The sequence below is a fragment of the Microbacterium sp. genome (assembly GCF_047607465.1).
GTDB lineage: Bacteria > Actinomycetota > Actinomycetes > Actinomycetales > Microbacteriaceae > Microbacterium.
The window spans coordinates 85,618-111,142 of the sequence record NZ_JASGCY010000061.1; the positions used below are offsets into that span (position 1 = coordinate 85,618).

General features: G+C 68.5%; 19 protein-coding genes. 7 read left to right on the forward strand and 12 right to left on the reverse strand.

Annotated elements, in window-relative coordinates:
- Nucleotides 1-58: 58 nt before the first annotated feature.
- Complete coding sequence (locus tag QM568_RS08795; RefSeq protein WP_415137898.1) at nt 59-2,695, forward strand: penicillin acylase family protein; 2,637 nt, start codon at nt 59-61, stop codon at nt 2,693-2,695.
- A gap of 101 nt (nt 2,696-2,796) precedes the next feature.
- On the opposite strand, the gene QM568_RS08800 is transcribed toward QM568_RS08795, so the two are convergent.
- Entirely contained in the window at nt 2,797-4,113 is a 1,317-nt protein-coding gene (locus QM568_RS08800; RefSeq protein ID WP_415137900.1) for an MFS transporter, read from the reverse strand.
- A 602-nt stretch (nt 4,114-4,715) separates the two neighbouring features.
- On the opposite strand from QM568_RS08800, the gene QM568_RS08805 reads away from it, so the two are divergent.
- On the forward strand, nt 4,716-5,474 hold the full coding sequence (locus QM568_RS08805; RefSeq protein WP_415137902.1) for an alpha/beta fold hydrolase: 759 nt from the start codon (nt 4,716-4,718) through the stop codon (nt 5,472-5,474).
- 55 nt (nt 5,475-5,529) lie between these two features.
- Here QM568_RS08805 and mnhG read toward each other — a convergent pair whose 3' ends face one another.
- Genes mnhG through QM568_RS08835 form a run of 6 tightly spaced genes read right to left on the reverse strand, consistent with a single transcriptional unit; the run spans nt 5,530 to nt 11,926 of the window.
- Nucleotides 5,530-5,919: a monovalent cation/H(+) antiporter subunit G gene (gene mnhG / locus QM568_RS08810; protein ID WP_415137904.1), complete on the reverse strand. Its 390-nt coding sequence runs from the start codon at nt 5,917-5,919 to the stop codon at nt 5,530-5,532.
- Nucleotides 5,916-6,185 (reverse strand): monovalent cation/H+ antiporter complex subunit F, encoded by a 270-nt coding sequence (locus tag QM568_RS08815; protein WP_415137906.1) that lies wholly within the window; start codon nt 6,183-6,185, stop codon nt 5,916-5,918. The genes mnhG and QM568_RS08815 overlap by 4 nt, the downstream gene beginning before the upstream one ends.
- Nucleotides 6,182-6,817 carry a Na+/H+ antiporter subunit E gene (locus QM568_RS08820; protein WP_415137908.1) on the reverse strand — a complete coding sequence of 212 codons (636 nt, stop codon included), beginning with the start codon at nt 6,815-6,817 and terminating at the stop codon, nt 6,182-6,184. The genes QM568_RS08815 and QM568_RS08820 overlap by 4 nt, the downstream gene beginning before the upstream one ends.
- Nucleotides 6,814-8,367, reverse strand: coding sequence for a Na+/H+ antiporter subunit D (locus QM568_RS08825; protein WP_415137910.1), 1,554 nt, complete (start codon nt 8,365-8,367; stop codon nt 6,814-6,816). The genes QM568_RS08820 and QM568_RS08825 overlap by 4 nt, the downstream gene beginning before the upstream one ends.
- The gene (locus QM568_RS08830; RefSeq protein ID WP_415137912.1) at nt 8,364-8,969 is read right to left on the reverse strand and encodes a Na(+)/H(+) antiporter subunit C; all 606 of its coding nucleotides are present in this window, start codon (nt 8,967-8,969) and stop codon (nt 8,364-8,366) included. Before QM568_RS08830 ends, QM568_RS08825 begins: the two co-directional genes overlap by 4 nt.
- The gene (locus tag QM568_RS08835) at nt 8,969-11,926 is read right to left on the reverse strand and encodes a Na+/H+ antiporter subunit A (protein WP_415137914.1); all 2,958 of its coding nucleotides are present in this window, start codon (nt 11,924-11,926) and stop codon (nt 8,969-8,971) included. The genes QM568_RS08830 and QM568_RS08835 overlap by 1 nt, the downstream gene beginning before the upstream one ends.
- On the opposite strand from QM568_RS08835, the gene QM568_RS08840 reads away from it, so the two are divergent.
- Nucleotides 11,925-13,466 (forward strand): hypothetical protein, encoded by a 1,542-nt coding sequence (locus tag QM568_RS08840; RefSeq protein ID WP_415137916.1) that lies wholly within the window; start codon nt 11,925-11,927, stop codon nt 13,464-13,466. The two genes, QM568_RS08835 and QM568_RS08840, sit on opposite strands and share 2 nt — an antisense overlap.
- Nucleotides 13,467-13,470: 4 nt before the next feature.
- On the opposite strand, the gene QM568_RS08845 is transcribed toward QM568_RS08840, so the two are convergent.
- Nucleotides 13,471-14,523: a LacI family DNA-binding transcriptional regulator gene (locus QM568_RS08845; protein ID WP_415137918.1), complete on the reverse strand. Its 1,053-nt coding sequence runs from the start codon at nt 14,521-14,523 to the stop codon at nt 13,471-13,473.
- Nucleotides 14,524-14,583: 60 nt separating this feature from the next.
- On the opposite strand from QM568_RS08845, the gene QM568_RS08850 reads away from it, so the two are divergent.
- Both QM568_RS08850 and nucS read left to right on the forward strand, forming a co-directional pair.
- Nucleotides 14,584-15,810, forward strand: a complete 1,227-nt coding sequence (locus tag QM568_RS08850; protein WP_415137920.1) for an MFS transporter — start codon at nt 14,584-14,586, stop codon at nt 15,808-15,810.
- A gap of 9 nt (nt 15,811-15,819) precedes the next feature.
- Nucleotides 15,820-16,515 carry an endonuclease NucS gene (gene nucS / locus QM568_RS08855; protein ID WP_415137922.1) on the forward strand — a complete coding sequence of 232 codons (696 nt, stop codon included), beginning with the start codon at nt 15,820-15,822 and terminating at the stop codon, nt 16,513-16,515.
- On the opposite strand, the gene QM568_RS08860 is transcribed toward nucS, so the two are convergent.
- The 3 genes from QM568_RS08860 to QM568_RS08870 all read right to left on the reverse strand — a co-directional run bounded on the left by QM568_RS08860 (nt 16,467) and on the right by QM568_RS08870 (nt 23,138).
- A complete protein-coding gene (locus QM568_RS08860) occupies nt 16,467-17,411 on the reverse strand; it encodes a class C sortase (RefSeq protein ID WP_415137924.1) in 945 nt (314 codons plus the stop codon). The two genes, nucS and QM568_RS08860, sit on opposite strands and share 49 nt — an antisense overlap.
- A 15-nt stretch (nt 17,412-17,426) precedes the next feature.
- Nucleotides 17,427-21,467: a CshA/CshB family fibrillar adhesin-related protein gene (locus QM568_RS08865; RefSeq protein ID WP_415137926.1), complete on the reverse strand. Its 4,041-nt coding sequence runs from the start codon at nt 21,465-21,467 to the stop codon at nt 17,427-17,429.
- Between the two features lie 66 nt (nt 21,468-21,533).
- The gene (locus QM568_RS08870) at nt 21,534-23,138 is read right to left on the reverse strand and encodes a SpaH/EbpB family LPXTG-anchored major pilin (RefSeq protein WP_415137928.1); all 1,605 of its coding nucleotides are present in this window, start codon (nt 23,136-23,138) and stop codon (nt 21,534-21,536) included.
- 219 nt (nt 23,139-23,357) lie between these two features.
- Here QM568_RS08870 and QM568_RS08875 point away from each other — a divergent pair, with 219 nt between their 5' ends.
- On the forward strand, nt 23,358-24,023 hold the full coding sequence (locus QM568_RS08875) for an HAD hydrolase-like protein (RefSeq protein WP_415137930.1): 666 nt from the start codon (nt 23,358-23,360) through the stop codon (nt 24,021-24,023).
- Nucleotides 24,024-24,090: 67 nt separating this feature from the next.
- Here QM568_RS08875 and QM568_RS08880 read toward each other — a convergent pair whose 3' ends face one another.
- The gene (locus QM568_RS08880) at nt 24,091-24,297 is read right to left on the reverse strand and encodes a cold-shock protein (protein WP_136034351.1); all 207 of its coding nucleotides are present in this window, start codon (nt 24,295-24,297) and stop codon (nt 24,091-24,093) included.
- A gap of 328 nt (nt 24,298-24,625) precedes the next feature.
- On the opposite strand from QM568_RS08880, the gene QM568_RS08885 reads away from it, so the two are divergent.
- The gene (locus tag QM568_RS08885; RefSeq protein ID WP_415137933.1) at nt 24,626-25,444 is read left to right on the forward strand and encodes a shikimate 5-dehydrogenase; all 819 of its coding nucleotides are present in this window, start codon (nt 24,626-24,628) and stop codon (nt 25,442-25,444) included.
- The last annotated feature ends 81 nt before the right edge of the window (nt 25,445-25,525 follow it).

The window sequence follows — 25,525 nt, forward strand, 5'->3', positions numbered from 1 at the left end:
GCGGTTCGGGGCTCAAGGGGACTGAGTCCCCGCATGCAACCCGAAAGAGTTATCGACGATGACAACCGATTCGACCGCCGTCACCGTGCCTTCGCGCCCGCCGATCGCCGTGCGCATAGGGCGGATCCTCTTCCTCGTGCTCTCGGCGATCGTCGTCGTCGCGGTCATCGCGGCGCTGGCGCTCACCTGGACGATCCAGCGGTCGTTCCCGCAGACGTCCGGCGAGCTGACGCTCGAGGGCCTGACCGCGGAAGTCACCGTGCAGCGCGACGAGCAGGGAGTGCCGACCATCACGGCCGATTCCGCCCACGACCTCTTCTTCGCCGAGGGCTTCGTCCACGCGCAGGACCGCTTCTTCGAGATGGACTTCCGCCGGCACGTCACGGCGGGCCGGGTCGCCGAGCTGTTCGGCGAATCGCAGGTCGCGACCGACGCATTCCTGCGCACGCTCGGCTGGCGCAAGGTCGCCGAGGCCGAGGTCGCCGCGATGGACGAGACCACCCGCGAGTACTACGAGTCGTACGCCGATGGAGTCAACGCCTACCTCGACTCGCACTCCGGCGCCGACATCTCGCTCGAATATGCGATTCTCGGCATACAGAACGCCGACTACGCACCCGAGCCGTGGACCCCGGCCGACTCCGTGGCCTGGCTCAAGGCGATGGCCTGGGACCTGCGCACCAACGTCGAGGACGAGTCCGAGCGGGCGCTCCTCGCCGCCGACCTCGCCTCATCCGGCCTGACGGCCGACGAGGTGACCGCGGCGCTCGACCAGCTCTACCCCGGATACCCGTTCGAGGAGAACCCGGTGATCGTGCCGAAGATCTCTTCCGTTCCGGCCGTGAAGACGGATGCCGAGGCGGCGGTGTTCACGGTCGACGATGACGCTGAGACCCAGCTGGCGAGCACGACGATCGAGTGGGAGACGGCATCCGACGTGGTCGCGGCGGCGAGCATGCTCGTGGGCGACGTCGGCGAGGGGATCGGCTCGAACTCCTGGGTGGTGTCGGGCTCGCTCACCGAGAGCGGCCTCCCCCTGCTCGCGAACGACCCTCACCTCGGGGCCGCGCTCCCCTCCGTCTGGTACCAGGTGCAGCTGAAGTGCTCGACCGTGGGCGAGGCGTGCCCGTTCGACGTCGGCGGGTTCTCGTTCTCCGGACTCCCCGGCATCGTCATCGGACACAACGCCCAGGTCGCGTGGGGATTCACCAACCTCACCACCGATGTGACCGACCTCTACATCGAGAAGCTCGAAGGCGACGCGTACTGGCGCGACGGTGCCCTGGTGCCGCTCGATGAGACCACCGAGACGCTCGAGGTCGCCGGTGGCGACGACGTCGAGCTCACCATCCGCTCGACAGTGCACGGTCCGATCATCTCGGGCCTCACCGATGACTTCACCGCCCTCGCCGAAGACCCTGATCCGGCTCTCGTCGCCGGCGGAGCGGCATCGGATGCCGCGGCGCCACCCGTCGAGTACGCGGTGAGCCTGCGCTGGACGGCACTGGACCCCGGCACCGCGTCAGCCGCGATCTTCGCACTCGCCACGGCGAAGAGCTTCGACGACCTGCGCTACGCGGCGTCGCTGTTCGACGTCCCGGCGCAGAACCTCGTCTACGCCGACGTCGAGGGCAACATCGGCTACCAGACACCTGGCCGACTCCCCATCCGCGGCGCCGGCGACGGCTCGATGCCGCAGCCGGGCTGGGACAGCGCCTACGACTGGACCGGATACATTCCGTTCGAGGAATTGCCCGTCTCCTACAACCCCGCGTCGGGCTACATCGTCACGGCGAACAACGCGATCGTCACCGACGACTACGACTACTTCCTCACGGACGACTGGGACTACGGCTACCGCGCCGGGCGCATCGCGCATCTGCTCGAGCGGCGCGCGGCGACGGGTGCGCTCACCGCGCAGGACATGCGCGAGATCCAGATGGACGATGAGATGTGGATCGGGAAGAAGCTGGCATCCGCTCTCCGCGACATCGAGGTGTCGGGGCAGGGCGCGCAGGACGCGGTGGCGCTGCTGGAAGACTGGGACGCGCAGAACACGGCCTCGTCGGCGGCCGCCGCCTATGCGAACGTGCTGTGGTCGAACCTCGTGCAGAACCTCTTCGCCGAACGCGAGCAGCCGCTGCCGATCACCGGCCAGGGGCGGCTCTTCACCGTCGTCGGCACCCTTCTCGATGACCCGTCCGATCCCCTGTGGACGAACGCGTCGATCGGCGTCGCCGGTCGCGACGAGATGCTCGCGGCCTCGGCCGAAGAGGCGTACGACGAGCTCGCAGCGCTCCAGGGCACGAACCCGCACGCCTGGAACTGGGGCTCGCTGCACGCCCTCAGCCTGACGAGCTCGACGTTCGGATCCTCCGGCATCGCCCCGATCGAGTGGTTGTTCAACCGCGGCCCCTACCCGGTGAGCGGCGGCGCATCGGTCGTGAACGCGACGGGATGGCGGATCGGCGCCTCGTACGAGACGACCACGGTGCCCTCGATGCGGATGGTCGTCGACCTCGCCGACTTCGACGCCTCGACGTGGATCCACCTCACCGGCGCCTCGGGCCACGCCTTCCACGCGCACTACACCGACCAGGCCGCCGACTGGGCAAGTGGCGTGCAACGCGCCTGGCCCTTCTCGACGGAGGCGGTGGATGCCGCGGCCGTCGATGTGCTGGTGCTGAGGCCCTGAGCGCGGCAGGGAGGTCGCCGGCGGTGGGCGGGGGCGCAGATGGAGGGCCGGTCAGGCAGAGGGGCCGGTCGGAAAGCATGCCCGATCGGACGGGTGTCCGGTCAGGCGGACGCGGGTCGGGCGGATGCCCGGGCGGCCCGCCGTGCGATGAGCCAGATGCCGGCGGCAGCGGTCAGGAAGATCAGCGCCAGCATCCCCCAGCCGGCGAGGCCGTGCGCAATCGCCGTCGCGTTCACGACGAGGGGCGAGGCGAGCGCGCCGAGTGAGAATCCCATGCCGAAGACACCCTGGTACGCGCCTGCGCGCACCGGATCGGCGAGTTCGAAACTGAGCCCCCACGCGCCCGCCTGCGAGAGGATCTCGGCGAAGGTGTGAGCGATCATCGCGACGAGGAGCATCACGATCGCCGCCCATGCGGGAAGACCCGCCGCGAGCGCGTAGACCAGGCACGCCGCCGCCATCAGCCACCCCGCGATCATGGTCACGCGTCCCGCCGTGCGCACGTCGTGCGTGCCGCGCGACGCCCGCACCTGGAACAGCACGACGAGCACCGTGTTGGTGATCAGCACGACCGAGACCATCACGGTCGGGGCGTTCGTCTGGGTCGTGATCCACAGCGGCACGCCGAGCTCGGCGACGCCGAACTGCATGCCGAACACCGCCGAGAGCACGCAGAGCAGCAGGTACCGGCGATCGCGCCACGGCGAACGGCGGCGCCAATCGCTTCGGGCAGCGACGGCCTCGGTGTCGATGGAGCCCGTTGCGGTGCGCACGGGTCCGTTCGCGCGCGCAGGGGCGTCGACCGCCGATGTCAGCCGCAGCAGCGGCAGCGATCCGAGTGCGCAGAAGAGCCCGGCGGCAAGGATCACCGCACGGTACGCCTCGGGGGTTCCCAGCGCCAGGGCGATGGCGGCGACACCGGAACCGACCGCGATGGAGACGTTGGTCACCGTGCGCAGAACGGCACGCGCGTGCACGCGGCGCTCGGCGACGAAACCGCGGGCGATGATCGCCGCGCGGGCCGAGTGCCCGATCGAGTCGAAGAAGCCGGACAGGCTCGCGAGGACGAGGGCGGAAACGAAGTCTCCGGCGAAGGCGTATGCCGCGAGCAGCATGCCTCCGAGCGCCTCGAAGGCGAAGGTGAGTCGGCGCGCGCTCCAACGGTCGGCGAGCCATCCGCCGAGGAACGAGGCCACGACCCCAAAGCCGCTCGACACCGCGAGGACGATGGCCGCCTGCGCGGCACTCAGCCCGATGATGCGCGTGAAGAACAGCACCGTGATGGTCAGGAACACGCCCCGCCCGATGCGAGACACGGCAGTGGCCGTGACGAGCGCGCGCAGCACCGGGTCGCTCAGACCCGAGGCGATCCGCCCCCGCAGACCGCGCTTCTCGGTGATCGGCTGCGGTTCGGGCACCGAATCATCCTCGCACGGACGTCGGACAGCGGATGCCGGTGGCCGGCCTCCCGCCGCGATCTGCGCCGCTCCGGCATCCGCTCGGCGCCGCTCGGCGCCGCTCCGCGCCGCTCCAGTCGCGATCCGTGCCGCTCTAGCATCCGTCCTTCCCGTTCCGGTCGCAATCCGTGCCGCTCCCGGCCACGCATACCGGCACCAACTGCGACCGGAACATCCGATCCGGACCGATACCGGCACCAATCGCGACCGGAACCCACCACCTCCCGAACGCAACCAGCGCACCCCGCGACCGCTGGGGTGTGACACAGCCCACGCGAAGCCCTCCAGACCCATGCCGACCCGTTCGACTCTCCGGTCGCGATCTGCGCCGCTCCGGCATCCGCCCTTGCTGTTCCGGTCGCAGTCCGTGCCGCTCCCGGCCACGCATACCGGCACCAACTGCGACCGGAGCGCCCGATCCGGACCGATACCGGCATGAATCGCGACCGGAGAACGAACGCGTGGAACCCCGCGAGTCCGTTCCGGCACCGACACCGGAACCGGAACCGATACCGGCCACGCCGCGGATCAGATGCCGTGCCGTGAGGCGCTAGCGTGGATGGGTGCCCACACGTCTTCTTGCTCCGCCCGACGACCCGGCATCGGTCGTCGAGTTCGAGCACGGCGGCGCGACCCTCGTCGCCGAGACCTTCGGCACTGGCACGACCTTCTTGCTGCTGCACGGCATCGGCATGGGCCGCAGCGTCTACATCGATCTCGTGCGCCGCCTCGACGGACGGGTGATCGCCGTCGACCTGCCCGGGTTCGGCGAAGCCCCGGAACCCGAGCGCACCCTCACGATGGAGCGTCATGCCGACCTCATCGCCGCGTATCTGCGACATGCCCACGAGGGACCCGTCATCGTCATCGGTCACTCGATGGGCAGTCAGATCGCGGCCGAGCTCGCCGCCCGGCATCCTTCTCTGGTCTCCGGCGCCGTGCTCGCAGGGCCCACTGTCGACAGCACCGCACGCAACCTCGCGGTGCAGGCCTCGTACCTGCTGCGCGACCTCATCGGCGAGAGTCCGACGGTGCTGTGGCGCGGCGCGCGCGAGTACCTGCGCGGCGGACCGCATCTGATCCGCAAGATGCGCGCGACGATCGTGCACGAGCCGGAGAAGACATATCCGCGCATCGAGTGCCCCGTGCTGGTGCTGCGCGGGGAGCGCGATCCGATGGCGCCGGACAAGTGGTGTCGCAAGATCGTCAAAGCCGTCGGAGACGCCGAGCTCGCCGTGATCCCCGACCACGGTCACGGCACCCTGATCAGCGACGCCGCCCTCGCCGCGGCGCTGATCCAGCGGTTCGCGGCCCGCGTCTGATCAGAGCCCATCGGCTCAGCAAGAACCAGCCCGGCTCAGCAAGAACCAGCCCGGCTCAGCCCGCGCCGGGCGGCGTCTGCTTCGAGTCCGCGAGCTCGTCGACGACGAGCTCGCGCTGATCGACCGAGCCGTTGCGGTACGCCTGCCTGCCCACCATGTGCGCCGACAGCGGCGCGGTCGCGAACTGCATGAGGACGATGGGGGCCACGAGCACCAGACCGAGCAGGATGCCTCCGACCGAACGCTGCGACAGCGCGATCGCGATGCAGATCAGCAGCAGCCCCAGCACCTGGGGCTTCGTCGCCGCGTGCAGCCGCGACGGCACGTCGTGGAAGTGCAGCAGCCCCACCGCCGCCGACAGGCACAGCAGCGCGCCGAGCAGGATCAGCACGAGCACCGTCACGTCGATGACGGCGTCGGGGACTTCGAGACCGAAGAGGTTCATGGTGTCGTGTTGTCCCTTCGTGCGACGAAACGCGCCACCGCGATCGAGCCGAACACGCCGACAGCGGCGATGATCAGCAGCACCGGGATGTTCCGCGTGTGCCCGTTGATCGCCATCTCGGCGCCGAGCACGCACATGACCTCGGTGAGCAGCACGTCGCTGGCCACGGCGCGGTCGAGGATCGACGGCCCCCGCACGATGCGGATCACCGTGAGCACGGCGGCGACGCCGAAGACGGTCAGGATGACACCGAGCAGGATGCTCATCGATTCCTCCCCCGTGGTCGCTGAGCGCCCTTCGCCTGGCCGCTCCGCTCCTCGCTCCGCGACCGCGCGGCGACACGATGGGTGTCCGCCTTGAGCGCACGGTACTGCGCCGGATCGCCGAGCGCCCTCACGATGCGCTCCTCCCACCGCAGCACGCCCGCGCGCGTCTTCTCGACGTCGTCCATCGTCCGCACGCCGATCGCATGCAGGTAGAGGATCCGCCGGTCGCGGTCCGCCTCCACGACGAGGGACCCGGGGATCAGCGACGAGGCAACGGCGACGTGCGTCATCACCAGATCATCGGCGTAGCGCAACGGCACCGCGACGATGGCCGCGCCCGGCTGACGCCGGAAGTCGAACACCTGCACCGCCACCAGGACCGCGCCCTGCAGCACGGCGAAGAGGAACTCCACCCCGAGCACGAGCGCGTACCAGAGGTTCACCCGCCCCGAGAGCTCGACGGTGGGCAGGCGGAACACGCGCGTCACGAAGATCGCGACGATGAGGCCGGTGACGAAGGACAGCAGCGTGAACTGGGCCCACAACAGCATCCACAGCACGACGAGCCAAGCGAGGAAGGGCAGTTGGACGCCGATATCCCGCCAGATGTGCTTGGTGCTATCCGGTGTCATCCGCCGACCTCGTCCTCGAGCTGCACGAGCGTCACCGGCTCGAACAGGGCCGACCCGATGCGGTCGCACAGTGCGTAGAGGGGCCCGGCGAAGACGGTCAGGGCGATCGTCACCACGACCATGCCTGACGTCGCCGCCGTCATGATGGCAGGGATGCGCCGGCTCTCCTGCTGCTCATCGGCCGCCGGCGCCTCGTTGAGGTACGAGATGCGCCCCTCGGTCTCGACCGAGTCCTCCTCCTCACGCCAGAAGGCGAGGTTCCACGCACGCATCAGCGCGTACAGCGTGAGCAGCGAGGTGACGATGCCGCCGAAGATCAGCACGATCATCACAGGGGTGCCGACGGATGCTGCGGCCTCGAACAGCGCGAACTTGCCGATGAAGCCGGAGAACGGAGGCAGGCCCCCGAGGTTGATCGCCGGGAGGAAGTAGAGCACCGCGATCAACGGCGCGACCTTCATCAGTCCCTTCACCCGCAGGATCGACGTGCTGCCCGCCTTGCGCTCGATGAGCCCCACGGCGAGGAACAGCGTCGTCTGCACGATGATGTGGTGGACGATGTAGTACACCGTCGCCCCGATCGCCGCGGAGGTGCCGATCGCCAGACCGAAGATCATGTACCCGACGTGACTGACGAGCGTGAACGAGAGGATGCGCTTCATCTCGGCCTGCGCGACGGCGCCGAGGATGCCGACGATCATCGTCGCGAGCGCGATGATCAGCAGCAGCAGGTTGATGTCGTTCTCGGGGAACAGCTGCGTCTCGGAGCGCACGAGCGCGTAGACGCCCACCTTGGTCAGCAATCCGGCGAACACGGCGGTGACCGGCGCCGGTGCCGTCGGGTAGGAGTCGGGCAACCAGAACGAGACAGGGAAGATCGCGGCCTTGATGCCGAAGGCGATGACGAGCATGAGGTGCAGAACCAGCTGCGTCTCCTGCGGCAGCTCGCTCATCCGCTCACCGATCTGCGCCATGTTCACGGTCCCGACGGCGCCGTAGATCATCGCGATGGCGGCGAGGAAGAGGATCGACGACACGAGCGCGACGACGATGTAGACCGCGCCGGTGCGGATGCGGGACTCGGTGCTGCCGAGCGTGATGAGCACGTACGAGGCGACGAGCAGGATCTCGAAGCCGACGTAGAGGTTGAAGAGGTCGCCGGCGATGAAGGCGTTGAAGATGCCAGCCGCGAGGATCAGGTACGACGGGTTGAAGATCGAGATGGGGGTCTCCTCGGCGCCGTCGGCGACGCCCTGGCCGATCGAGAAGAGGAGCACCGCGAGCAGCACGATGCTCGAGATCAGCACGAGGAGGGCGGCGAGCCGGTCGACGTAGAGCACGATGCCGAACGGCACCGGCCAGCCGCCCACCGAGACCGCGAGCGGGCTGCCGCCGTCGACCACGACGAGCAGCACGACCGCGATCATCGAGACCGCGACGAGCGTCACCACCGTGACCACGATCTGCACGCGGGCGTTTCGTCCGAAGATCAGGGTGACGGCGGCTCCGAGCAGCGGCAGCCCGACCAGCAGGGGTACGAGTGCGCTCATGCGTCACTCCCCTCGGAATCGGATGCCGGACCGCCCTGGGTCGCTGAGCCCGCCGACGGGCCCGCGCGTCCCGAAAGACCTGCGCCCCCCGACGGCCCGACGGGCCTGTCCACCGGAGCCCTGTCGTCGATCGCGGAATGATCCTTCATGTGCAGCACCCTGATCGGCGCGGTCTGCACTCCGACGAAGTCGGTGGTGGCGTCGGCGTCGGCGTAGTCGCCCTCATCGTCTCCCATGACGTCTTCTTCGGCATCCGTGCGTCCGCGGATCGCGATGTCGTCTTCGTCGTCCTCGACGGTGTCGGCCTGGCCCAGCTGCCAGGAGCGGTAGATGAGGGCAAGCAGGAACGCCGAGACGGCGAAGGTGATCACGATCGCGGTGAGGGTGAGCGCCTGCGGCAGCGGGTCGCTCAGCTCGCCATCCGCACCGAAGAACGGCGCGCTGCCTGGCACGCCCATGACGATGAGCAGCAGGAGGTTCCCGGCGTTGCCGAGCAGCAGGAAGCCGATGAGCACCCGGGTGAGACTGCGCTCGAGCATGGCGTAGACGCCGCACGCGAAGAGCACGGCCATGATGACGATGAGAGTCAGCGACACGTCCATCAGTCGTTCGCCCCTCCCCGTGATCTCGTGCCCTGCGCCTGGCGCACCGCAGCGGCCTGCTTGTCGACCTCGGCGCCGAGGCTGCGCAGCACATCGAGCACGAGCCCGATGACGACGAGGTACACGCCGATGTCGAAGATCGTGGAGGTGACGACCTCCATGTGGCCGAACCCTGGCCACTCCCACTCCCAGAACGTGCTCGTCAGCGCGGCCTGGCCGAACAGCAGCGGCACCAGGGCGCTGCCGACGGCGAGCACGAGGCCCGATCCCAAGAGGCGCCCGGCATCCGTTGGGGCCGCCGCGCCCAGCTCCCAGCGTCCACCTGCGATGTAGCGCATGACGAGGGCCATGCCGGCGACGAGCCCTCCGGCGAAGCCGCCGCCTGGCAGGTTATGGCCGGAGAAGAGCAGGAAGATCGACACGACGATGATCGTGTGGAAGAGGATGCGCACGATCACCTCGAGCAGGATCGAACGGTTCTCCGGCTTCATGTTCGTGCCGCCGACGAGCCAGGCGCGCGGGCTCGACCGGTTCTCGGCGGTCTCGAAGCGGATGCCCTCGGTCGTCTCCACGAGCGGACGCACGCGTACCGAGCGACGCACCGCCTTCGGCAGCGTCCGGGTGGCGGCGAGGAAATCGGCGCGATGGGTGACGAAGACGAGCGAGGCCACGCCGGTCGCGGCGAGCACAAGCACCGACAACTCGCCCATGGTGTCCCAGCCGCGGAGGTCGACGAGGGCGACGTTGACGACGTTCTTGCCGTGTCCGAGCTCGTACGCGAGCTTCGGGAACGCCTCGGAGATGGGGGCGGCGACCCGCGACTGGGTGGCGACGATCGCCACCAGCGCCATCGTCACGCCGACCCCGATGCCGAGGAGGGCGCGCGGGACGCGGCCGACCGAGGCGTTGTGTTCGCCCATCCGCGCGGGCAGCCGTCGCAGCACGAGCGCGAAGGTGACCATCGTGACGGTCTCGACGAGGATCTGCGTGAGCGCGAGGTCGGGGGCGCCGCTGGTGGCGAACAGCACCACCATGCCGAGGCCCGTCACCGAGACGAGGACCACCCCGGTGTAGCGCTTCTGCGCGCGCACCGCGAAGACCGCGGCGACCGCCATCAGCGGCGCGACGGCGATCTGCGCCGGCGTGTGCCAGACCGACAGTTGCAACCGGTCGACGTCGCTCGCCAGCAGCGCCGTGATCTCGGCGACGACGAACACGATGAAGATCGTGCCGACGTACACCGGCAGCGAACCGCGCTGGGTGAGCGTCGCGCTGAGCACCGAGACGCGGTCGATGGCGCGCATGACCGAGTAGTAGGCATCCGCTGCGGTGAACGGCAGCAGGCGCGGCTTGTGATCCCACCCGGTGCGACGGGTGAGCAGGAAGATGCCGATGCCGAGCAGGATCGACGCGATCGAGATGCCCAGGGCGGGCTCGAAGCCGTGCCACAGCGCGAGGTGCCCCGGCCCCGCCGACTCGCGCGAGAGCATCGCCTCAGCGGTGACGGCGTATGGGCGCAGGGCGTGATCGAGAGCCGGTGCGCCGATGCCCGCCGCGATGGTGAGACCGGCCAGGACGATGGGCGCGCCGAGGAAGCCGACCGGAGGGTCGGGCCAGACCGTGTCCGGCATCCGCTGCCCCTCTTCATCGCGCTTGGTGAAGAACGCCCCCCAGAGCAGGCGCGTGCCATATGCCGCGGTCAGCATGGATCCGAGGACGACGCCGATCAGCGCGACGAGGCCCCAGGCTGACCCGGCGAGCGCATCGTCGAGGAGAGCAGTGAGCGCGGACTCCTTCGCGACGAAGCCGATGGTCGGTGCGATGCCGGCCATCGATGCGACCGCGATGAACGCGGTGGTCGCCAAGACCGGCGCCTGCCTGCCGACGCCGGAGAGCTCTGTGATGTCTCGCGTGGACAGCTGGCGGTCGATGATGCCGACGATGAGGAAGAGCGCAGACTTGAACAGCGCGTGCCCGATCACGAGCGCCAGGCCCGCCAGCGCCGTCGCCTGGGTGCCGTAGCCGACGACCACAGCGAAGAAGCCGAGCTGGCTCACGGTGCCGAAAGCGAGGATGCGCTTGAGGTCGGTCTCGCGCAGCGCCTGGACACCGCCGAGCAGCATCGTGAAGACGCCGAGGGTGATGAGGATCGGCCGCCAGGGGCCGCTGAAGGCGAAGATCGGCGCGAAGCGCGCGATGAGGTAGATGCCGGCCTTCACCATGGCGGCGGCGTGCAGGTAGGCGCTCACCGGGGTGGGAGCCGCCATCGCGCCAGGCAGCCAGAAGTGGGAGGGGAACAGCGCCGACTTGCTGATCGCGCCGACCAGCAGCATCACGATGGCCGCGTCGACGACGGGGCCCGTCGGCCCCAGTGCGATGATCTCGCGGATGCTGGAGGTGCCGGCGTCGACGACGAGCAGCACGACGCCGACGAACATCACGAGCCCGCCGAGGGTGGTCACCAGCAGCGCCTGCAGCGCGGAACGACGGCTGGCGGCGCGGCGGCGGTAGTGCCCGATGAGCAGGTAGGAGAGGATGCTCGTGACTTCCCAGAACATGACGAGCATGACGAGGTCGTCGGTGAGCACGAGGCCGTACATCGCCCCGGCGAAACCGAGGAGGATGCCGGCGAACTGCCCGAGACCAGCCGCGTCGTCATGGAAGTACCAGCGGCAGTAGAAGAGCACGAGCGCGCCGACGCCGGTGACGATGAGGGTGAGCACCCACCCGAGCACGTCCATGTGCATGGAGAGGTTCAGCCCGAGCTGCGGCAGCCACGTGTAGGTCTCGAAGGGCGCAGGGTCGGCGTCGAGGACGCGCGGCGTCAGCACGAGCGCATGAACGAAGGCCGCTGCGGGAACGAGCGCCGCGATGTAGAACGCGCGAGCGCCCATCCAGCGCACGAGCACCGGCATCGCCACGGAGAAGAGGAGGAACGCACCGAGGAGGATCAGCATGATCACGGCTCCCTCGGGGCTCGGCAGCCTTGCGGCGCTGGCGGGCGAGTACCTCACAAGCTTACCGGGAGGATTGCGACCGTCGTGCGACAGTGGATGGATGCGACGCGCTGGTGGACGTGAACTGCTGGGCTGGCTCGGAGCCGCCGGCCTCGCCGTCGCGGTGTCCGCCCAGGTGGCCGCCTCGGCGCGCTCCGAGCTGCTGTTCCGCGATGGCGATTCGCTGGTGGTGGCGATGCTCTCGCGCTCGATCCTCTCCGGCGAACGTCTCGACTGGGCGATGTCGAGCGTGCTGTTCGTGCCCGAGACCGCACTGTACGCCCTTCTCTCGGTCACCCTCCCGTTCGACGTGAACGGCCTCCTCGCCGTGAACGCCGTCCTGAACGTCATCGCGCTCTACGGGGCGCTGCGGCTCACAGCCGGTCGGCGCAGCCCGCACGCCGCCCCGGTCTCCTGGACCCTCACCGCCCTCGCGGCGTTCGGCCTGCTCGCGGTGACCGAGACCTCCGCATCGCGTGATGCCCTGGAGCTCGCCTCGCTCCTGCTGACGACGACCTACTATTCATCGACCGTCATCTCGATGATCGCGGTCTGCGGGCTCATCCGCCGCGGTCTCGACGGCGCGAGCGCGTGGACCCTCGCAGCGGTCGCGCCCATCGCCCTCGTCGCGACCATGTCGAACCCGTTGTTCGCCGCGTGGACGACGGCGCCCGTGGTCGTGGTGCTCGCGGTGCTCCTGCTCCGCACGCGACGGCGAGGACGGATGCTCGCTGCCGCCGCCGTCCTCGCCGGCGGCACCGCACTGGGGTTCCTCGCACGTATTCCCCTTTCGGCATGGATAACGAACAGCGGCGCGGGCTACGCGCAGCCCGAGCGGTGGATCCAGTCGCTCGGCTACTACGACGAGCTGCTCGCAGCGCGGCTGTCCGACCCGCCCGGGCTCATCGCTGCGGCCACGGTGCTCGGCCTCCTCGCCGTCGGCGTCGTGCGCACCCTCCGCGCCGACAGCGACGGCGAGCGCTTCCTGGCCGCGGCGTCGTGGATCGTGCCCCTGCTCGTGACCGTCGGCGCCGTCGCCCTCGGCACGCATGCCGCGCGCTACCTGCAGCCGGTCGTGCTCGCCCCCCTGCTCGCGCTCGTCGCGGCTCCCCGACCCGTCCGGGCGCCGAAACCGCTCGTCTGGATCGCGGCCGCGGCGATCGCCGTCGCCTGCGCCTTCGGCAGCCCGCGCCTGTCGGATGCTGCCCATCGGCCCGACGCCGACCTCGACTGCGTCGTCGACTGGGTGAACGCCTCAGGGCGCACCGGCGCCGGCCAGTTCTGGACGGTGCGGCTGCCGAAGGCCCATCTCGACGACCCGGCGCAGCTCGTGCAGGTCGATCATCGCCTGGACGACTACGCCTGGCTGGTGAACCGCACGGACTTCACGGGTCCAACGCCCTCGTTCCTCATCGAGGACGCGCAGACCGTGCCATGGGACCTGCCCGAGCAGCCGACGACCATCGCGACCTGCGGCCGCTACACGATCCTCGCGCGCTGACCGCTCACGCCGTGGTCGTCCCGGCGCGGAAGGCGCAGGTCAGGTGCTGGCTGAGACCGGGCTCTCCCCGCAGCATCCGTGCCACCTGCTCGCCGGCGGCGCGCCCCTTCTCGACGGCGGGCTGCACGCTCGTGGTGAGCACGGCACCGTCGAGGCCGTCGACGGCGATGCCGTCGAAGCCGGCCACCGAGAGATCTTCGGGAACGCGCAGTCTGAGCTCCTCGGCCGCACGGATCACCCCGACGGCGAGCAGATCGCTCTGGGCGAGCACGGCGGTCGGGCGCGTGGCCGGATCGGCGAGCAGCGTCCGCCCGGCGATCAGCCCCTCATCGATGAGGCTCCCCGCGGCCGAGATCGCTGGTGCGTCGGGGTAGACCGTGCGCACGCCTTCGAGGCGGTCGACGGTGACGTCGACGGTCGCGTTCGCGAGCCGCTCCGCAGTGACGGGCAGCCGCTCGCGCGCGGGGTCGAGCGGCAGGGTCACGATGGCGACGTCGCGATGGCCGAGCCCATGCACATAGCGGGCGACATCGGCGGCGGCTGCGGCATTGTCGAGGGTGATGCGCGGAATCCCCTCCCCCGCGTCGCCTTCGATGACAACGATCGGCAGGCCTCGGCTGCGGAGGATCTCGAGCGACTCGCGCGTGCGTCCAGAGGATCCGATCAGCACGACGGCGTCGACGGGCGCGTTCACGAGGGCCGAGCGGTCGCTCGCCCCCGGCTCGTCGCGCATGAGGAGGATGCCGGCACTGAGGTCGGCGAGACCGTCGGTGAGCCCGTCCATGGTGGCGGTGGTCACCGGGTCGAGGAAGGCCGTGCGCAGGTGCCCCTCCAGGACGACGGCGACGATGCCGCTGCGTCCGCGACGCAGGGACGCCGCCCGGGGATCGGGGCCTGCATAGCCGAGCTCGGCGGCTGCGGCGAGCACCTTCGCGCGTGTGGCGGCCGAGGCCTTGGCCCTGCCGCTGAAGACGACGGATGCTGTCGAGGTGGCCACTCCTGCGGCACGGGCGACATCGGCGATCGTCGCTCGGCGTGGTGAGTCGGCGCTGGTCATACTCCGAGGATAGCCGCCCGGCCTTCTCGCCGATCGAATCGATTCGATAGGCTAGGACGCATGGACACCGCCCTCACCCGCTCCCAGTTCGTGCGCTGGCGCGCCGCGATCTTCGCGATCTTCCTCGCGAGCGGCCTCGCCATCGCCACCTGGGCATCGCGCGTACCAGACATCAAGGTCGCGCTGGGCATCGACAACGCGCAGATGGGACTGCTCCTGCTGAGCATGGGGATCGCCTCGATCCTGGGCATCTCGACCAGCCCCGCGGTGATGGCGCGCACCGGTGCGCGCATCGGGATGCTGGCCACGATGCTCACCTTCGCCATCGGCCTCGCGCTGATCGGCCTCGGCACGAACCTGCTCGAGTCGTTCCCGCTCGTGATCCTCGGCCTCGTGCTCTTCGGTTTCGGCAACGGCTCGCTCGACGTCATGATGAACGTCGAGGCCACCGCCGTCGAGCAGCAGATGGGCAAGACGATCCTTCCCGTCTTCCACGCGTTCTTCAGCTTCGGCACCGTGCTCGGCGCCGCCGCAGGCGCCCTGGCCGCGCACCTGGGCGCTGACGTGTCGCTGCACGCGCTCGTGGCCGCCGCCGTGCTCGCCGCTCTCGCCGTCGTCTGCTTCCTCAACGTGCCCGTGCGCGCGTCGGCATTCGACCCGGCGCCGGCCGAGAAGCCGCACTGGCGCGAGCGCATGCACACGGCGCTCGAGGCCTGGCGGGAGCCCCGCACCTACGCGCTGGGCATCGTCATGCTCGGCATGTCCTTCGCCGAGGGCGGCGCCAACGACTGGCTGGCCCTCGGCGTGTCCGAGGACCACGGCGCGGGGCCGGCGACGGGAGCTGCAGCCCTGGCGACCTTCTCCGTCGCTATGACGGTGGTGCGCCTGTTCGGCGGGCCGCTGGTCGACCGGTTCGGACGCGTCATCGTGCTACGGATCCTCGCCCTCACCACTGCCGCCGGCATCCTGCTGTTCATCCTCGCCCCGAATACGCCCCTCATCTTCGCCGGCGCCGCCCTCTGGGGGATCGGGGCCTCCCTCGGGTTCCCGCTGGGAATGTCAGCGGCGGCCGACGACCCGGCAAAGGCTGCGGCCCGCGTCAGCGCCGCCGCGACCATCGGATACATCGCCTTCCTCAGCGGCCCTCCGGTCCTCGGGTTCGTCAGCGCGCACATCGGCCTGCTGAACACGATGTACATTCTCGTTGTGCTCGCCGCCCTGTCTGGGCTCTTCTCGGGATCGGCTCGTCCCCTGCGCGAGGACGAGATGGCGTCCGCGACAAAGTAGGCTCATCGGGTGCGTCTCGTCATCGCCCGCTGCTCGGTCGACTACACAGGTCGACTGAATGCCCATCTCCCCCTCGCCACGCGCCTGCTCGTGCACAAGGGCGACGGCAGCCTGCTCGTGCACTCCGACGGCGGCAGCTACAAGCCGCTGAACTGGATGAGCCCGCCCTGCTCGTTCGCGCCGGAGGAACCCGGCGATGAGGAGGCGAGCGCTGGCGTCGTCGAGGTGTGGCGCGTCACGCACAAGAAGACCGGCGACGCCCTGCGCGTGCAGATCTACGAGATCATCCACGACTCGAACCACGATCTGGGCGTCGACCCCGGGTTGCAGAAAGACGGCGTCGAGGCCGACCTGCAGCGCCTGCTCGCCGAGCAGGTCGGCCTGATCAGCGAGGGTGCGACCCTGGTTCGACGCGAGTACCCCACGGCGATCGGCCCGGTCGACCTGATGGTGCGCGATGCCGACGGCGTCGCGATCGCCGTCGAGGTCAAGCGCCGCGGCGACATCGACGGCGTCGAGCAGCTCACCCGCTACCTCGAACTGCTCGGCCGAGACCCGCACCTCGCCCCGGTGCAGGGTGTCTTCGCCGCGCAGGAGATCAAACCGCAGGCTCGCGTGCTCGCCGAGGACCGCGGCATCCGCTGCCTCGTGCTCGACTACGAGGATATGAAAGGCGTCGAGTCGGGAGTTCCGCGCCTTTTCTGACGCACCCGACGAGGCACCCGACGAGCCAACAACTCAGGGCGGGATGCCCAAACAACCCCGCCGCTGATCAGCAGCAGCCCAGCGCCAACCCACACCGCCCACCACGGGAACCCGGGGTGGGAGATTCCGCTGGTGATCGTGTCGCTGCCGTGATCGGCCTCGCTCAGTGGAATGCGTGCGCCACGCACGAGCAACCGGTGCGTGTTGACCGCTGGAGGCGTGCAGGTGATGAGCGTCACATAGTCTTCGCCAGGCACGAGCTGGAGGTCGTCGATCTCCTCCGGCAGCACAGCCTGGGTCTGATCGACCTGGTACGCGAGTCGTTCATCGAAGACGTCGATGAAGAAAACGTCCCCGACCTGCACCTCGGTGAGCCGGTCGAACATCATCGCGTCGACGAATGCGGTATGCGCGGTGAGCACGCTGTGCGTGCCTTCACCGCCGACCGGCAGTGAAGACCCGAACAGGTGGCCGACTCCTCGCGACAGGGTCAGATCGTCGGTGCCGTGCAGGATCGGCAGATCGACGTCGATGTCAGGAATGGTGATTCGGGCCATGACCTCGCCGCGCGGTGCGCGCAACTGCTGCTGATACAGCTCCCACGCGCCGCCTTTGCCCTCCGAAGCATCCTTCAGCGTGTACGGGTCAGTGAGCAGGATCTCCGGGATCGCGTCGTTATAGGCGTGCGCTTCCTCGAGAATGCGTTGGCGGTGCTCGCCGTCAATAGCGCGGGTCTCAGCCACATAGCCGGTGATCACCTCCGATCTCTCCAGCTGCGAGAACCACTGCGCGATCGTCGGGTAGCTCCCGACAACCAATCCGGCTGCGGCGATCGCGCCGACGACGATGTTGGGCCACGCGCTCGGCCGTGCCGAGGTGGTCCGCTCCTTGCGCACTCTGACGGGCACGGCTCAGCACCGGCCGCTCGGCCCGCCGCTCACCGCAGCCCTGCGGCGAGCGCAGGCGATCGCCGCAGCACCGAACAGCGCACACACGACGAGGGCGGCCGCAGCCAAGCGGTAGGGCACATCGCCGCTGCCTCCGGCCATGGGCAGCGGGATGCTCTTCGCGTCGCGGACCCAGACGGTTGCAACGCGTTCCACGTCATCGAACTCGGTTTCGACCTGCGGGTTGGCCGCAGCATCCGCCAAGATCACATGCCCAGTCGCGTCGACCTGGAATGCCACCGGCTCAGCGAGCAGCTCGTGCCCCTCCGGAGCCACCGTCTCGAACAGCCAATACGTCTGCCCGGCCACAAGGCCGACGATGGTGAAAGCACCGACCGCGCCAGTCGGCGTCACCGGCAGCGCCGGATCAGCGACGGATGCTGGCACACCACCGGCATCCTGGTGCACAGCGAACGCCGACCCGTCAAGAGGCTGCGCACCGCCGACTCCGTCGCCGACCTTGTGCAGGAGCAGCACGGCTGCGACGAACTGGGTGGTTGAACACTGCGCAGCAGGTTCGTCATCGTCTCCGGCGCAGGTCTGCGGCGGCAACGGGTCGCCGTCTTCGTCAACAGCGATGCCGGTGACTTCATTGCGCAGTTCGACGGAATGCGTGTCGTCAACGCGAACACGGTACGCGAGTGTGATCGTCGTGCCGGAGGGGATGCCGCTGACACTGAGCGGGTTGGCCGGGTCAGCGGGATGCGTGACGTTCAGCATGTCGCCAACGAGCACAGCCGAAAGAGTGCCGAGGTTCTCATCGGGGGTGGTCGCCCCTCCGGGCAACGCATAGTGCACCGTGACGTTGCCGACCGGGGCGGCCTCCCCGAGCACACCGGAAAGATCGTCGGTAACCACAGGGCGCACCACCGAGCCGGCACGCACCTGCGTCGTCACCCGGTACTCGATGACGGTGCCCGGCATGACGGTCGCTCCTGTGGTCAGCGGCGTGCTGGCGGCGGTGCCTCCGGTACCGTCTGCAGCGGCACCGGTGACGGCGTATGCCGTTTTCGCAAGATCCCACCACCCCGGAAGGCGCGTCAGCGTCTCAGCGCACAGCTGTGCTCCGGCGGCATCCAGCTTGATGGCGCCTGCGGCATCCCGCAGGCACACGGTGTTCTCGAGACGATTGCTTCCGGTGTGCACGCCGGTGGTCGGCGCGCTGACGGTGGTGACTGCGTAGCTGATCGTGACGGTCTCGCCAGCCCGCAGGGCCCCGTTCCACGACAGTGTCTTCGCGGCGGCGTTGAACACCGGGGCGGCTGGAGTTGTCGCACCGGCAACGCCGCTGAAGACCGCCGTCGGCGGCGGCGTGGTCACAAAGCTCGCATCGTCAAGCACGTCGGCAAGGTCATCGAGCACCTTCACCGCTGAATCGGTCGCGGTGCCAGTATTGGTCACGGTGATGGTGTAGCCGACGGCGGATCCGAACGCAACGGCATCCGCGCTGCTCGCCTTGGTGATCTGCAACTCGGCCTTGGGGAGCGTGATGCAGTCGGTGAGAGTGAGCGGCGGCATCCACCCGCTGGTCGTTCCAGAAGCCAGCGTGAATCCGTCCGAGACGAATCCGATTCCCGCTATCGTCGCAGCGTCTGGGGTCGTCACGACGTGCATCGTGGTCTGCCCGTTGCGGGCGATGTACATGCGCCCGTCGGGGCCACGCTGGATCGCACCGGAAGATGCACTCAGTGTGCCGTAATTCTGAACGGTGCCGAGACCGGTGTCTGTCACCGGATACCGGCGCAACATGCCGGTGGTGGAAGTGCCCTGGATCTCCGTCGTGTACAGATAGTCCCCGCTGGGCGAGAACGCGACACTGTATCCGCGGAAGCCGGTGTACGACACAGGAGATCCGATGAGAGCGAATGTGCCGTTCTGGGCATCGAAACTCAGCAGGCGCACCTGATTGGCGGTGCCGAAGCTCTGGATCGTCGCCGCCTGAGTCAGATCGGAGCTGAAGGTGATCGCACTGTATTGCACCGAGCTCAACCCCGATCCGGTTCCGGAGAGCGAAGTGGCGGTCTGCTGCGGACCCGATGTGCTCGCCGTGAATCGATAGGAGCGGATGACGTCGCCTGACGCGTCGGGGACGACCGCCCACCACCCGGTGCCGTCGTGGTTTGGGACGGTATAGATGGCACCGCCGGCGGTCGTTCCGAAAGAGGTGGGTCCGCTGACGACGGCGCCTGTGCCGCCATTCGCCATCACGTCGATGAGGGTCCAGCGAAGCCCCGAGCTATTGCTGCTGATGATATAGAAAAGCCCCGTGTCACGGCCTGCTGGCAGCGCCGCGACGTGCTGCGTGCCGGCGGCGCCGGTGCCGACGGAGGTGATCACACCGCCTGTGCGGTTGTAGACGTTACCGCCCTGTCCGCTCACCCAGAACACCAGTTCGCCATTCTCGTCATTGACCGTGAAGGCGCCGAGCGCCGAGCTCGGTGTCGGTGACGGAAGCCCGACGACAGCGGTCGCGGTTGCGCCGGAGAAGTCGATGCCAGCGCCGCTGCCGAAACGCCATTGTCCCGCGTTCGCTGACGCATCGTCGGTGGAGCACACCTGCAGTGGTGGCCGACCGGTGACGGTGAAAGTGATCGCGTGATCTTCGACCTCGCCCGTTGTTGACAGACCAGTCGGCGACGTGATCTGTGCCGCAGTGGAGGCGATACGCAATCGCATGAACGTCGGCAGAGCATCCGGAGCATCCCAGGGGACTCCCCAGGTCAGTGTGACTCCCGCCCCGTTCGTGCACGTGCCTGTAGCACGCTCCGCTGTGTTATCGAAGACCCCATTCGCGTTCCAATCGATCCACCCCGACACCGCACCTGTTCCCGTGCACGTCACCGCCTGCGAGAAGGTCGAGCCGCGCGCAACCGTCTTGACCCCGCTGATCGTCACGGCGTCTTCATCGCTTGGCGTTCCGGTCGCCCCGTTCACCGTGGTGTCGTCTGCGGTCGCGGTCGCGTTGTGCACAGGGTTTCCGTCGGCGTCCACGCGCGAACCAAGCCTGAGCGTGGGAGCGGTTTGAGTCGCCACTGCTGTGTTGCGCACGACCGCGCCGACGAGACTGCTGAAGGTGCCTCCGCTCCAGGTCGGGGTGAAGATAGCCCCTGCCTGGCCGTAGCTCGCCGGCGCGTCGCCGAAGTCGATGTTCAACAACACCCCAACGGCGAGAGCGTTCAGATTGCCGTTCTCCATGGAGAAGGTGACGGAGCTCGCCCCCTGGGCGAGCAGGACAGCGCTCTCTCCCTTGGTCGTCAAGCTCACGGTATTGCACACCCCCGTCCCCTCCAGGCTCACACGCACCGTCCCGGTCGATGGCACGTACGCCCAGTCGTAAGGGGCGACACAATCGGGATCGTTGTACCGGTCGATCAGACGCATCGGTGTCACAACGCCTGCAGCCGTCTTCCCACTGACCTGATACCAATCGTCCGACGACAGCTCTTCAGCGTCAGCAACGACGAGGCCCTGCATCGCGACCGCCGTACCGTTAAACGTGACACTGCACGTCACCGTTCCACTGGCGTCGGCAGAGGTGACCGTGCCTGAAGTACGCAATCCGATGAGCCGCGAAGCGGCCGGTCCATACAGCTCAGGAAGACCATCGCCGCGCCACGTACCAGGACGGTATGTCTTCAGACTCACGGGGCTCGTCAGTGTGCAGGTGCGAACCAGCGCCATTCCGTCGATCATCTGGGTCGAGACGGAGGTCGCTCCGCTGGAGAGGGTCTGGTCTGCGTCGGTGCCCCAGTCGACCCAGTCGATCGAGCTGAGATAGCGGCCGGAGCCCGACGTTGCTACGGCGAGCGTCTTGATGCGAGGGCCGGCGATGGCTTTCATCGCACCAAACGGCGCGGCGTCCTGCACATGAACCGGCGCTGGCGCTGGCAGAGCGGCCGTTGCTGCCGAAGCGGCCAAGGGAGCGGACGCGAGTGTGAGCGCGACAAAGCCGGCCACAGCACCGATCGTGGCTGCTGTGAACCGGCGCTTCATCGTGCTGCGCACGCGGTTCTCCCTCCCGGGCTCGTCGCTGGGACACCGCCCTGACGGCGGTATCCCAGCGACGTCAGCTCAGGCCTTGGCCTGTGCGCGGCGAGCGCGCACGATGAGAGCAATTACCCCACCGACCACAAGAAGCGAACCGATGACGACGAGCACGATGCTCCCGGTGCCACCGGTGAACGGCAACACGAAGCCGGCGTTCTTGACCACGTTCGTGATGTCCGTGCCTGTGCCGCCATCCTGGCTGTCGACGAGGAACGACTGCGGCGCCGCGAGCAGCTCATAGCCGTCGGGGGCGACGACCTCGGCGATCCAGTAGCGCTGGAAGCCGTTCGCAGCGTCGCCCGCAGCAGGCTCCGTGACGGATGCGCCATTGACGAAGCCGCTGTAACGCAGACCGGTGATGCTCACGACACCGGTCGCGTCGCTCGTGAACACGGTCTCTCCGTCAACCTCAACCGGGTTCGTGCCTGCGCGCGCGTCGGCCTCGGTGAGGAACACACTGAACTGCGCGCCGGCGAGCGGGTCGCCGCTTTCGTCGAGCTTGTTGATCCGGTAGGTACCGAAACGCACCTCGACCGCATTGGTCTCGAAACCGACTGCTGCGTCGCCCGTGAAGAGCGTCGCGGTGTTCGAGATGATGCCTGCGTTCGCATTCGCGTCGAGGTCGGTGGCCGTGGTGTTCACCGTCGTAACGAAGGCGAAGGTCAGCTGGCATGCGCGGTTCTGCTCGAGGAAGTCATCTCCAGCAGCGGTGAAGTCGACCGTCACCTGGTTGCCAGCGGCAACCGCCGCCTGAGCCACGGTGTACAGTCCCGCAGCGATCGGTGTGACGACGTCCGGATCGGTGGCGATAGCCGCTGGGCACACGGTCGAGACGACGGTCTGCGCCGGAACGAACGTCAGACGGGGGTCGAACACATCGACGACGTGGTAGCCGACGATCGGGTTGATGGTCGGGTCGGTTCCGACGGCATCCGGGATGTCCGTCGTGACCGTCCAGGTGACGTCCTCACCGACGGCGTGCGTGTCCGCATCGACAACGGCCTTCGTCGGCTGCTCGACGACCGAGTTCTTGGGGTAGACGTGCACGTCGTACTTCCACACGTCGCTCGTTGCGGCATCCGTGATCGGCACTGTGACGATGAACGGCACAGCCGGGCTGATGCCGGCGGGACCCGACACCTCGCGTACCAGGTATGCACCGACCGGCAGCCCTGCCGCGTCGGTCGACGAGAAGACGATCTCACCGTTGGCATCGGTCGTGCCCGAGCGGGTGGTGTCGAAGGTCACGCCGGCGCCGAGGCCGTAGTTGTTAGCCGAGCTGGTGGGCGTGAAGCCGCTGCTCAGGCTCTGCAGCGTCGTCCACCCGGCGTTCGTGGCGAGATCGAGCGGTGTACCGCCCGTCGACGCGATGCGGCTGATCTCGAACACAACGCCAGCAATGGGCGGGTTACCAGCCGGAATAGTCACTTCGCCACCGTCGCCGGCTGAACCGGCGGGGTTCGTGCTCGACTGCTCGTGCTTGTGGATCGTGAGCGAGCGCGGCTCGTTTGCGTCGATGGTGTTGGACGGGGCGGCAGCGGCAACCGCAGCTCCCGACAGCGCGAGGAGAACGGCTGTGGCAGCGACAGCAGCGGCGCGCAACACAGGGCGCCCTGGGTGCATGGACATACGAGGTGTACCTTTCTGAATCGACGCCTCTGACGTGTCCCCCCTCTTCCTCGGGTAGGAAGGTCGGCCCAGGACAGGGCGCGCAACGCGCGAGGAGATCCCCTCTGCGTCAACTGTGCCCGACCCTAGCGGATGGTATGCCGTGCGGGCCAGTGTTCGACAGGACTGATACACGATCGTGGCAAAATCGGCGCGACCCACAGCCCATAGGCTGGAGGCATGCCTTCTTCGCCCTACACCTGCGTTCTCTGGGACGTCGACGGCACGATCGTCGATGCCTCCGTCGGCATCCTGCGTCGCCTGACCATCGCCCTCACCCACTTCGGCCACCCCGCCCCGACGCGCGACGATCTGGTGCACTGGATCGGCCCGCCGATGTTCGAGTCCTTCCAGGTGCAGGCAGGCATGACCCCCGAGGAGTCCGCAGACGCGGTCGCCTTCTACCGCACCCTTGGCAAGGCCGACGGCTACACGAGGGATGTGCGCACCTACCCCGGCGTGCCAGAGATCATCCGCGATCTGCACGAAGCCGGCATCCCCCAGGCGACGGCGAGCTCGAAGCCCGAGAACCAGGTCGACGCCCTCGTCGACCACTTCCGGCTCAGACCGTACTTCGCCACGACCGTCGGCGCGACCCCTGACGAGTCGACCCTCGCATCGAAGACCGACATCGTCGCCGAGGCGCTGCGCAGGCTCCGCGAGCACGGCGTCGACACCTCGCGCCCGGTGCTCGTGGGCGACCGGCACCACGACGTCGAAGGCGGCAACGCCAACGGGGTCCCCGTGATCTTCGTCGGATGGGGCTTCAGCGACGCGCACGAGGGCGACGACGCCGCATTCCGCGCGGCATCCGCCGACGAGTTGCGCGCGCTGCTGCTGCGCTGACGCACAGAACTCCCTGCCAGGGGGCGCTGAGCGCCCTCCCCGACAGGGAGTTCTGGTCAGTCCGCTCTCAGAGCGGGCGGATGTTCTCGGCCTGCAGGCCCTTGGGGCCCTGTGCCACATCGAACTCGACGCGCTGGTTCTCGTCGAGCGAGCGGTAGCCGGATGACTGGATGGCGGAGTAGTGCGCGAAGACGTCAGCGCCGCCGTCGTCAGGGGAGATGAAGCCGAAGCCCTTCTCCGAGTTGAACCACTTGACCGTGCCCTGGGTGCTCATGTACTGCCTGTTCTGCTGGAAAAGAAGCCGACGCAGGATGCACCGACATGGCTAACGCTAGTGGAGCAGGGACGGAGGGGAAGAGCGGAGATCAGCCCGTAACAGAAATGTTGCATGATCGGTCATTCGGCGTCATACAGGCACCCCGGAAAATGGTGTGGCCCTCACCGCGGGGGGAGCGATGAGGGCCGAAGACGACCGGAGGGTGCGTCAGGTACCAGCATAGCCGGTCGAGGAGCTCCTTGTCCCCCATTTGGGGGACATTTCCGAAAAATGTCGGGAAGGTTCTCCGACGCCCGGCCGCCCGCCTCGCCGTTAACCTGGTGCCATGACCCTGCTGAACAAGGACATGACGCTGTGCATCTCGCTGTCGGCACGACCGAGCAACAATGGCACCCGATTCCACAACCACCTCTACGAGCAGCTCGATCTCAACTGGATCTACAAGGCCTTCGCGCCCGCAGACCTCGGCCAGGCCATCGCCGGCGTGCGCGGCCTCCGCATCCGCGGGTGCGCGATCTCAATGCCCTACAAGGAGGACGTCATCGCGCTCGTCGATCGCATGGACGCCTCGGCGACCGCCATCGACTCGGTCAACACGATCGTCAACGACGACGGCGTGCTCACCGCGTACAACACCGACTACTCGGCGATCGCGCAGCTGATCGAGAAGAACGGGCTCGACCCCGCCGCCACCGTGCTGCTTCGGGGGTCGGGCGGCATGGCCAAGGCCACGGCGGCGGCGTTCCGCGACGCGGGCTTCACCGCTGTGACGATCGCCGCCCGCAACGAGCAGCGCGGACGAGAGCTCGCCGGGCTCTACGGCTTCACCTGGGTGGCGGAGCCGGGTGGCCTCACCGCTGACGTCATCGTCAACGTCACCCCCATCGGCATGGCGCAGGGACCCGACGAGCACGCGCTCCCCTTCGACGCCGGGCAGATCGCTGCGGCATCCGTCGTCTTCGACGTCGTGGCCCTGCCTGCCGAGACGCCCCTCGTCAAGGCTGGCCGGGCGGCCGGGAAGACGGTCATCACCGGGGCCGAGGTCGCCACCCGGCAGGCGCTCGAGCAGTTCGTGCTGTACACCGGCATCCGTCCCTCCGCCGAGCAGGTGCGCGCGGCCGAGGCGTTCATGCGGGCGCAATGAGCCGTGAGCCGTGGGGCTCCGCGGGGGGGGGTGGGCGGACACCCGCCGGGCGGGCACCCGGGCGGACGGCGCCGGCAACGA

What these genes read in the sequence shown, in the direction of transcription:
- QM568_RS08840 (WP_415137916.1), top strand. Translation starts at nt 11,925, where the DNA reads ATGATCACGGCTCCCTCGGGGCTCGGCAGCCTTGCGGCGCTGGCGGGC.
- mnhG (WP_415137904.1), bottom strand. Translation starts at nt 5,919, where the DNA reads ATGAACCTCTTCGGTCTCGAAGTCCCCGACGCCGTCATCGACGTGACG.
- QM568_RS08825 (WP_415137910.1), bottom strand. Translation starts at nt 8,367, where the DNA reads ATGAGCGCACTCGTACCCCTGCTGGTCGGGCTGCCGCTGCTCGGAGCC.
- QM568_RS08845 (WP_415137918.1), bottom strand. Translation starts at nt 14,523, where the DNA reads ATGACCAGCGCCGACTCACCACGCCGAGCGACGATCGCCGATGTCGCC.
- QM568_RS08880 (WP_136034351.1), bottom strand. Translation starts at nt 24,297, where the DNA reads ATGAGCACCCAGGGCACGGTCAAGTGGTTCAACTCGGAGAAGGGCTTC.
- QM568_RS08835 (WP_415137914.1), bottom strand. Translation starts at nt 11,926, where the DNA reads ATGCTGATCCTCCTCGGTGCGTTCCTCCTCTTCTCCGTGGCGATGCCG.
- QM568_RS08795 (WP_415137898.1), top strand. Translation starts at nt 59, where the DNA reads ATGACAACCGATTCGACCGCCGTCACCGTGCCTTCGCGCCCGCCGATC.
- QM568_RS08870 (WP_415137928.1), bottom strand. Translation starts at nt 23,138, where the DNA reads ATGTCCATGCACCCAGGGCGCCCTGTGTTGCGCGCCGCTGCTGTCGCT.
- QM568_RS08815 (WP_415137906.1), bottom strand. Translation starts at nt 6,185, where the DNA reads ATGAGCATCCTGCTCGGTGTCATCCTGACCGTCTTCGGCGTCGCCGCC.
- QM568_RS08875 (WP_415137930.1), top strand. Translation starts at nt 23,358, where the DNA reads ATGCCTTCTTCGCCCTACACCTGCGTTCTCTGGGACGTCGACGGCACG.
- QM568_RS08850 (WP_415137920.1), top strand. Translation starts at nt 14,584, where the DNA reads ATGGACACCGCCCTCACCCGCTCCCAGTTCGTGCGCTGGCGCGCCGCG.
- QM568_RS08820 (WP_415137908.1), bottom strand. Translation starts at nt 6,817, where the DNA reads ATGACACCGGATAGCACCAAGCACATCTGGCGGGATATCGGCGTCCAA.
- QM568_RS08885 (WP_415137933.1), top strand. Translation starts at nt 24,626, where the DNA reads ATGACCCTGCTGAACAAGGACATGACGCTGTGCATCTCGCTGTCGGCA.
- QM568_RS08830 (WP_415137912.1), bottom strand. Translation starts at nt 8,969, where the DNA reads ATGGACGTGTCGCTGACTCTCATCGTCATCATGGCCGTGCTCTTCGCG.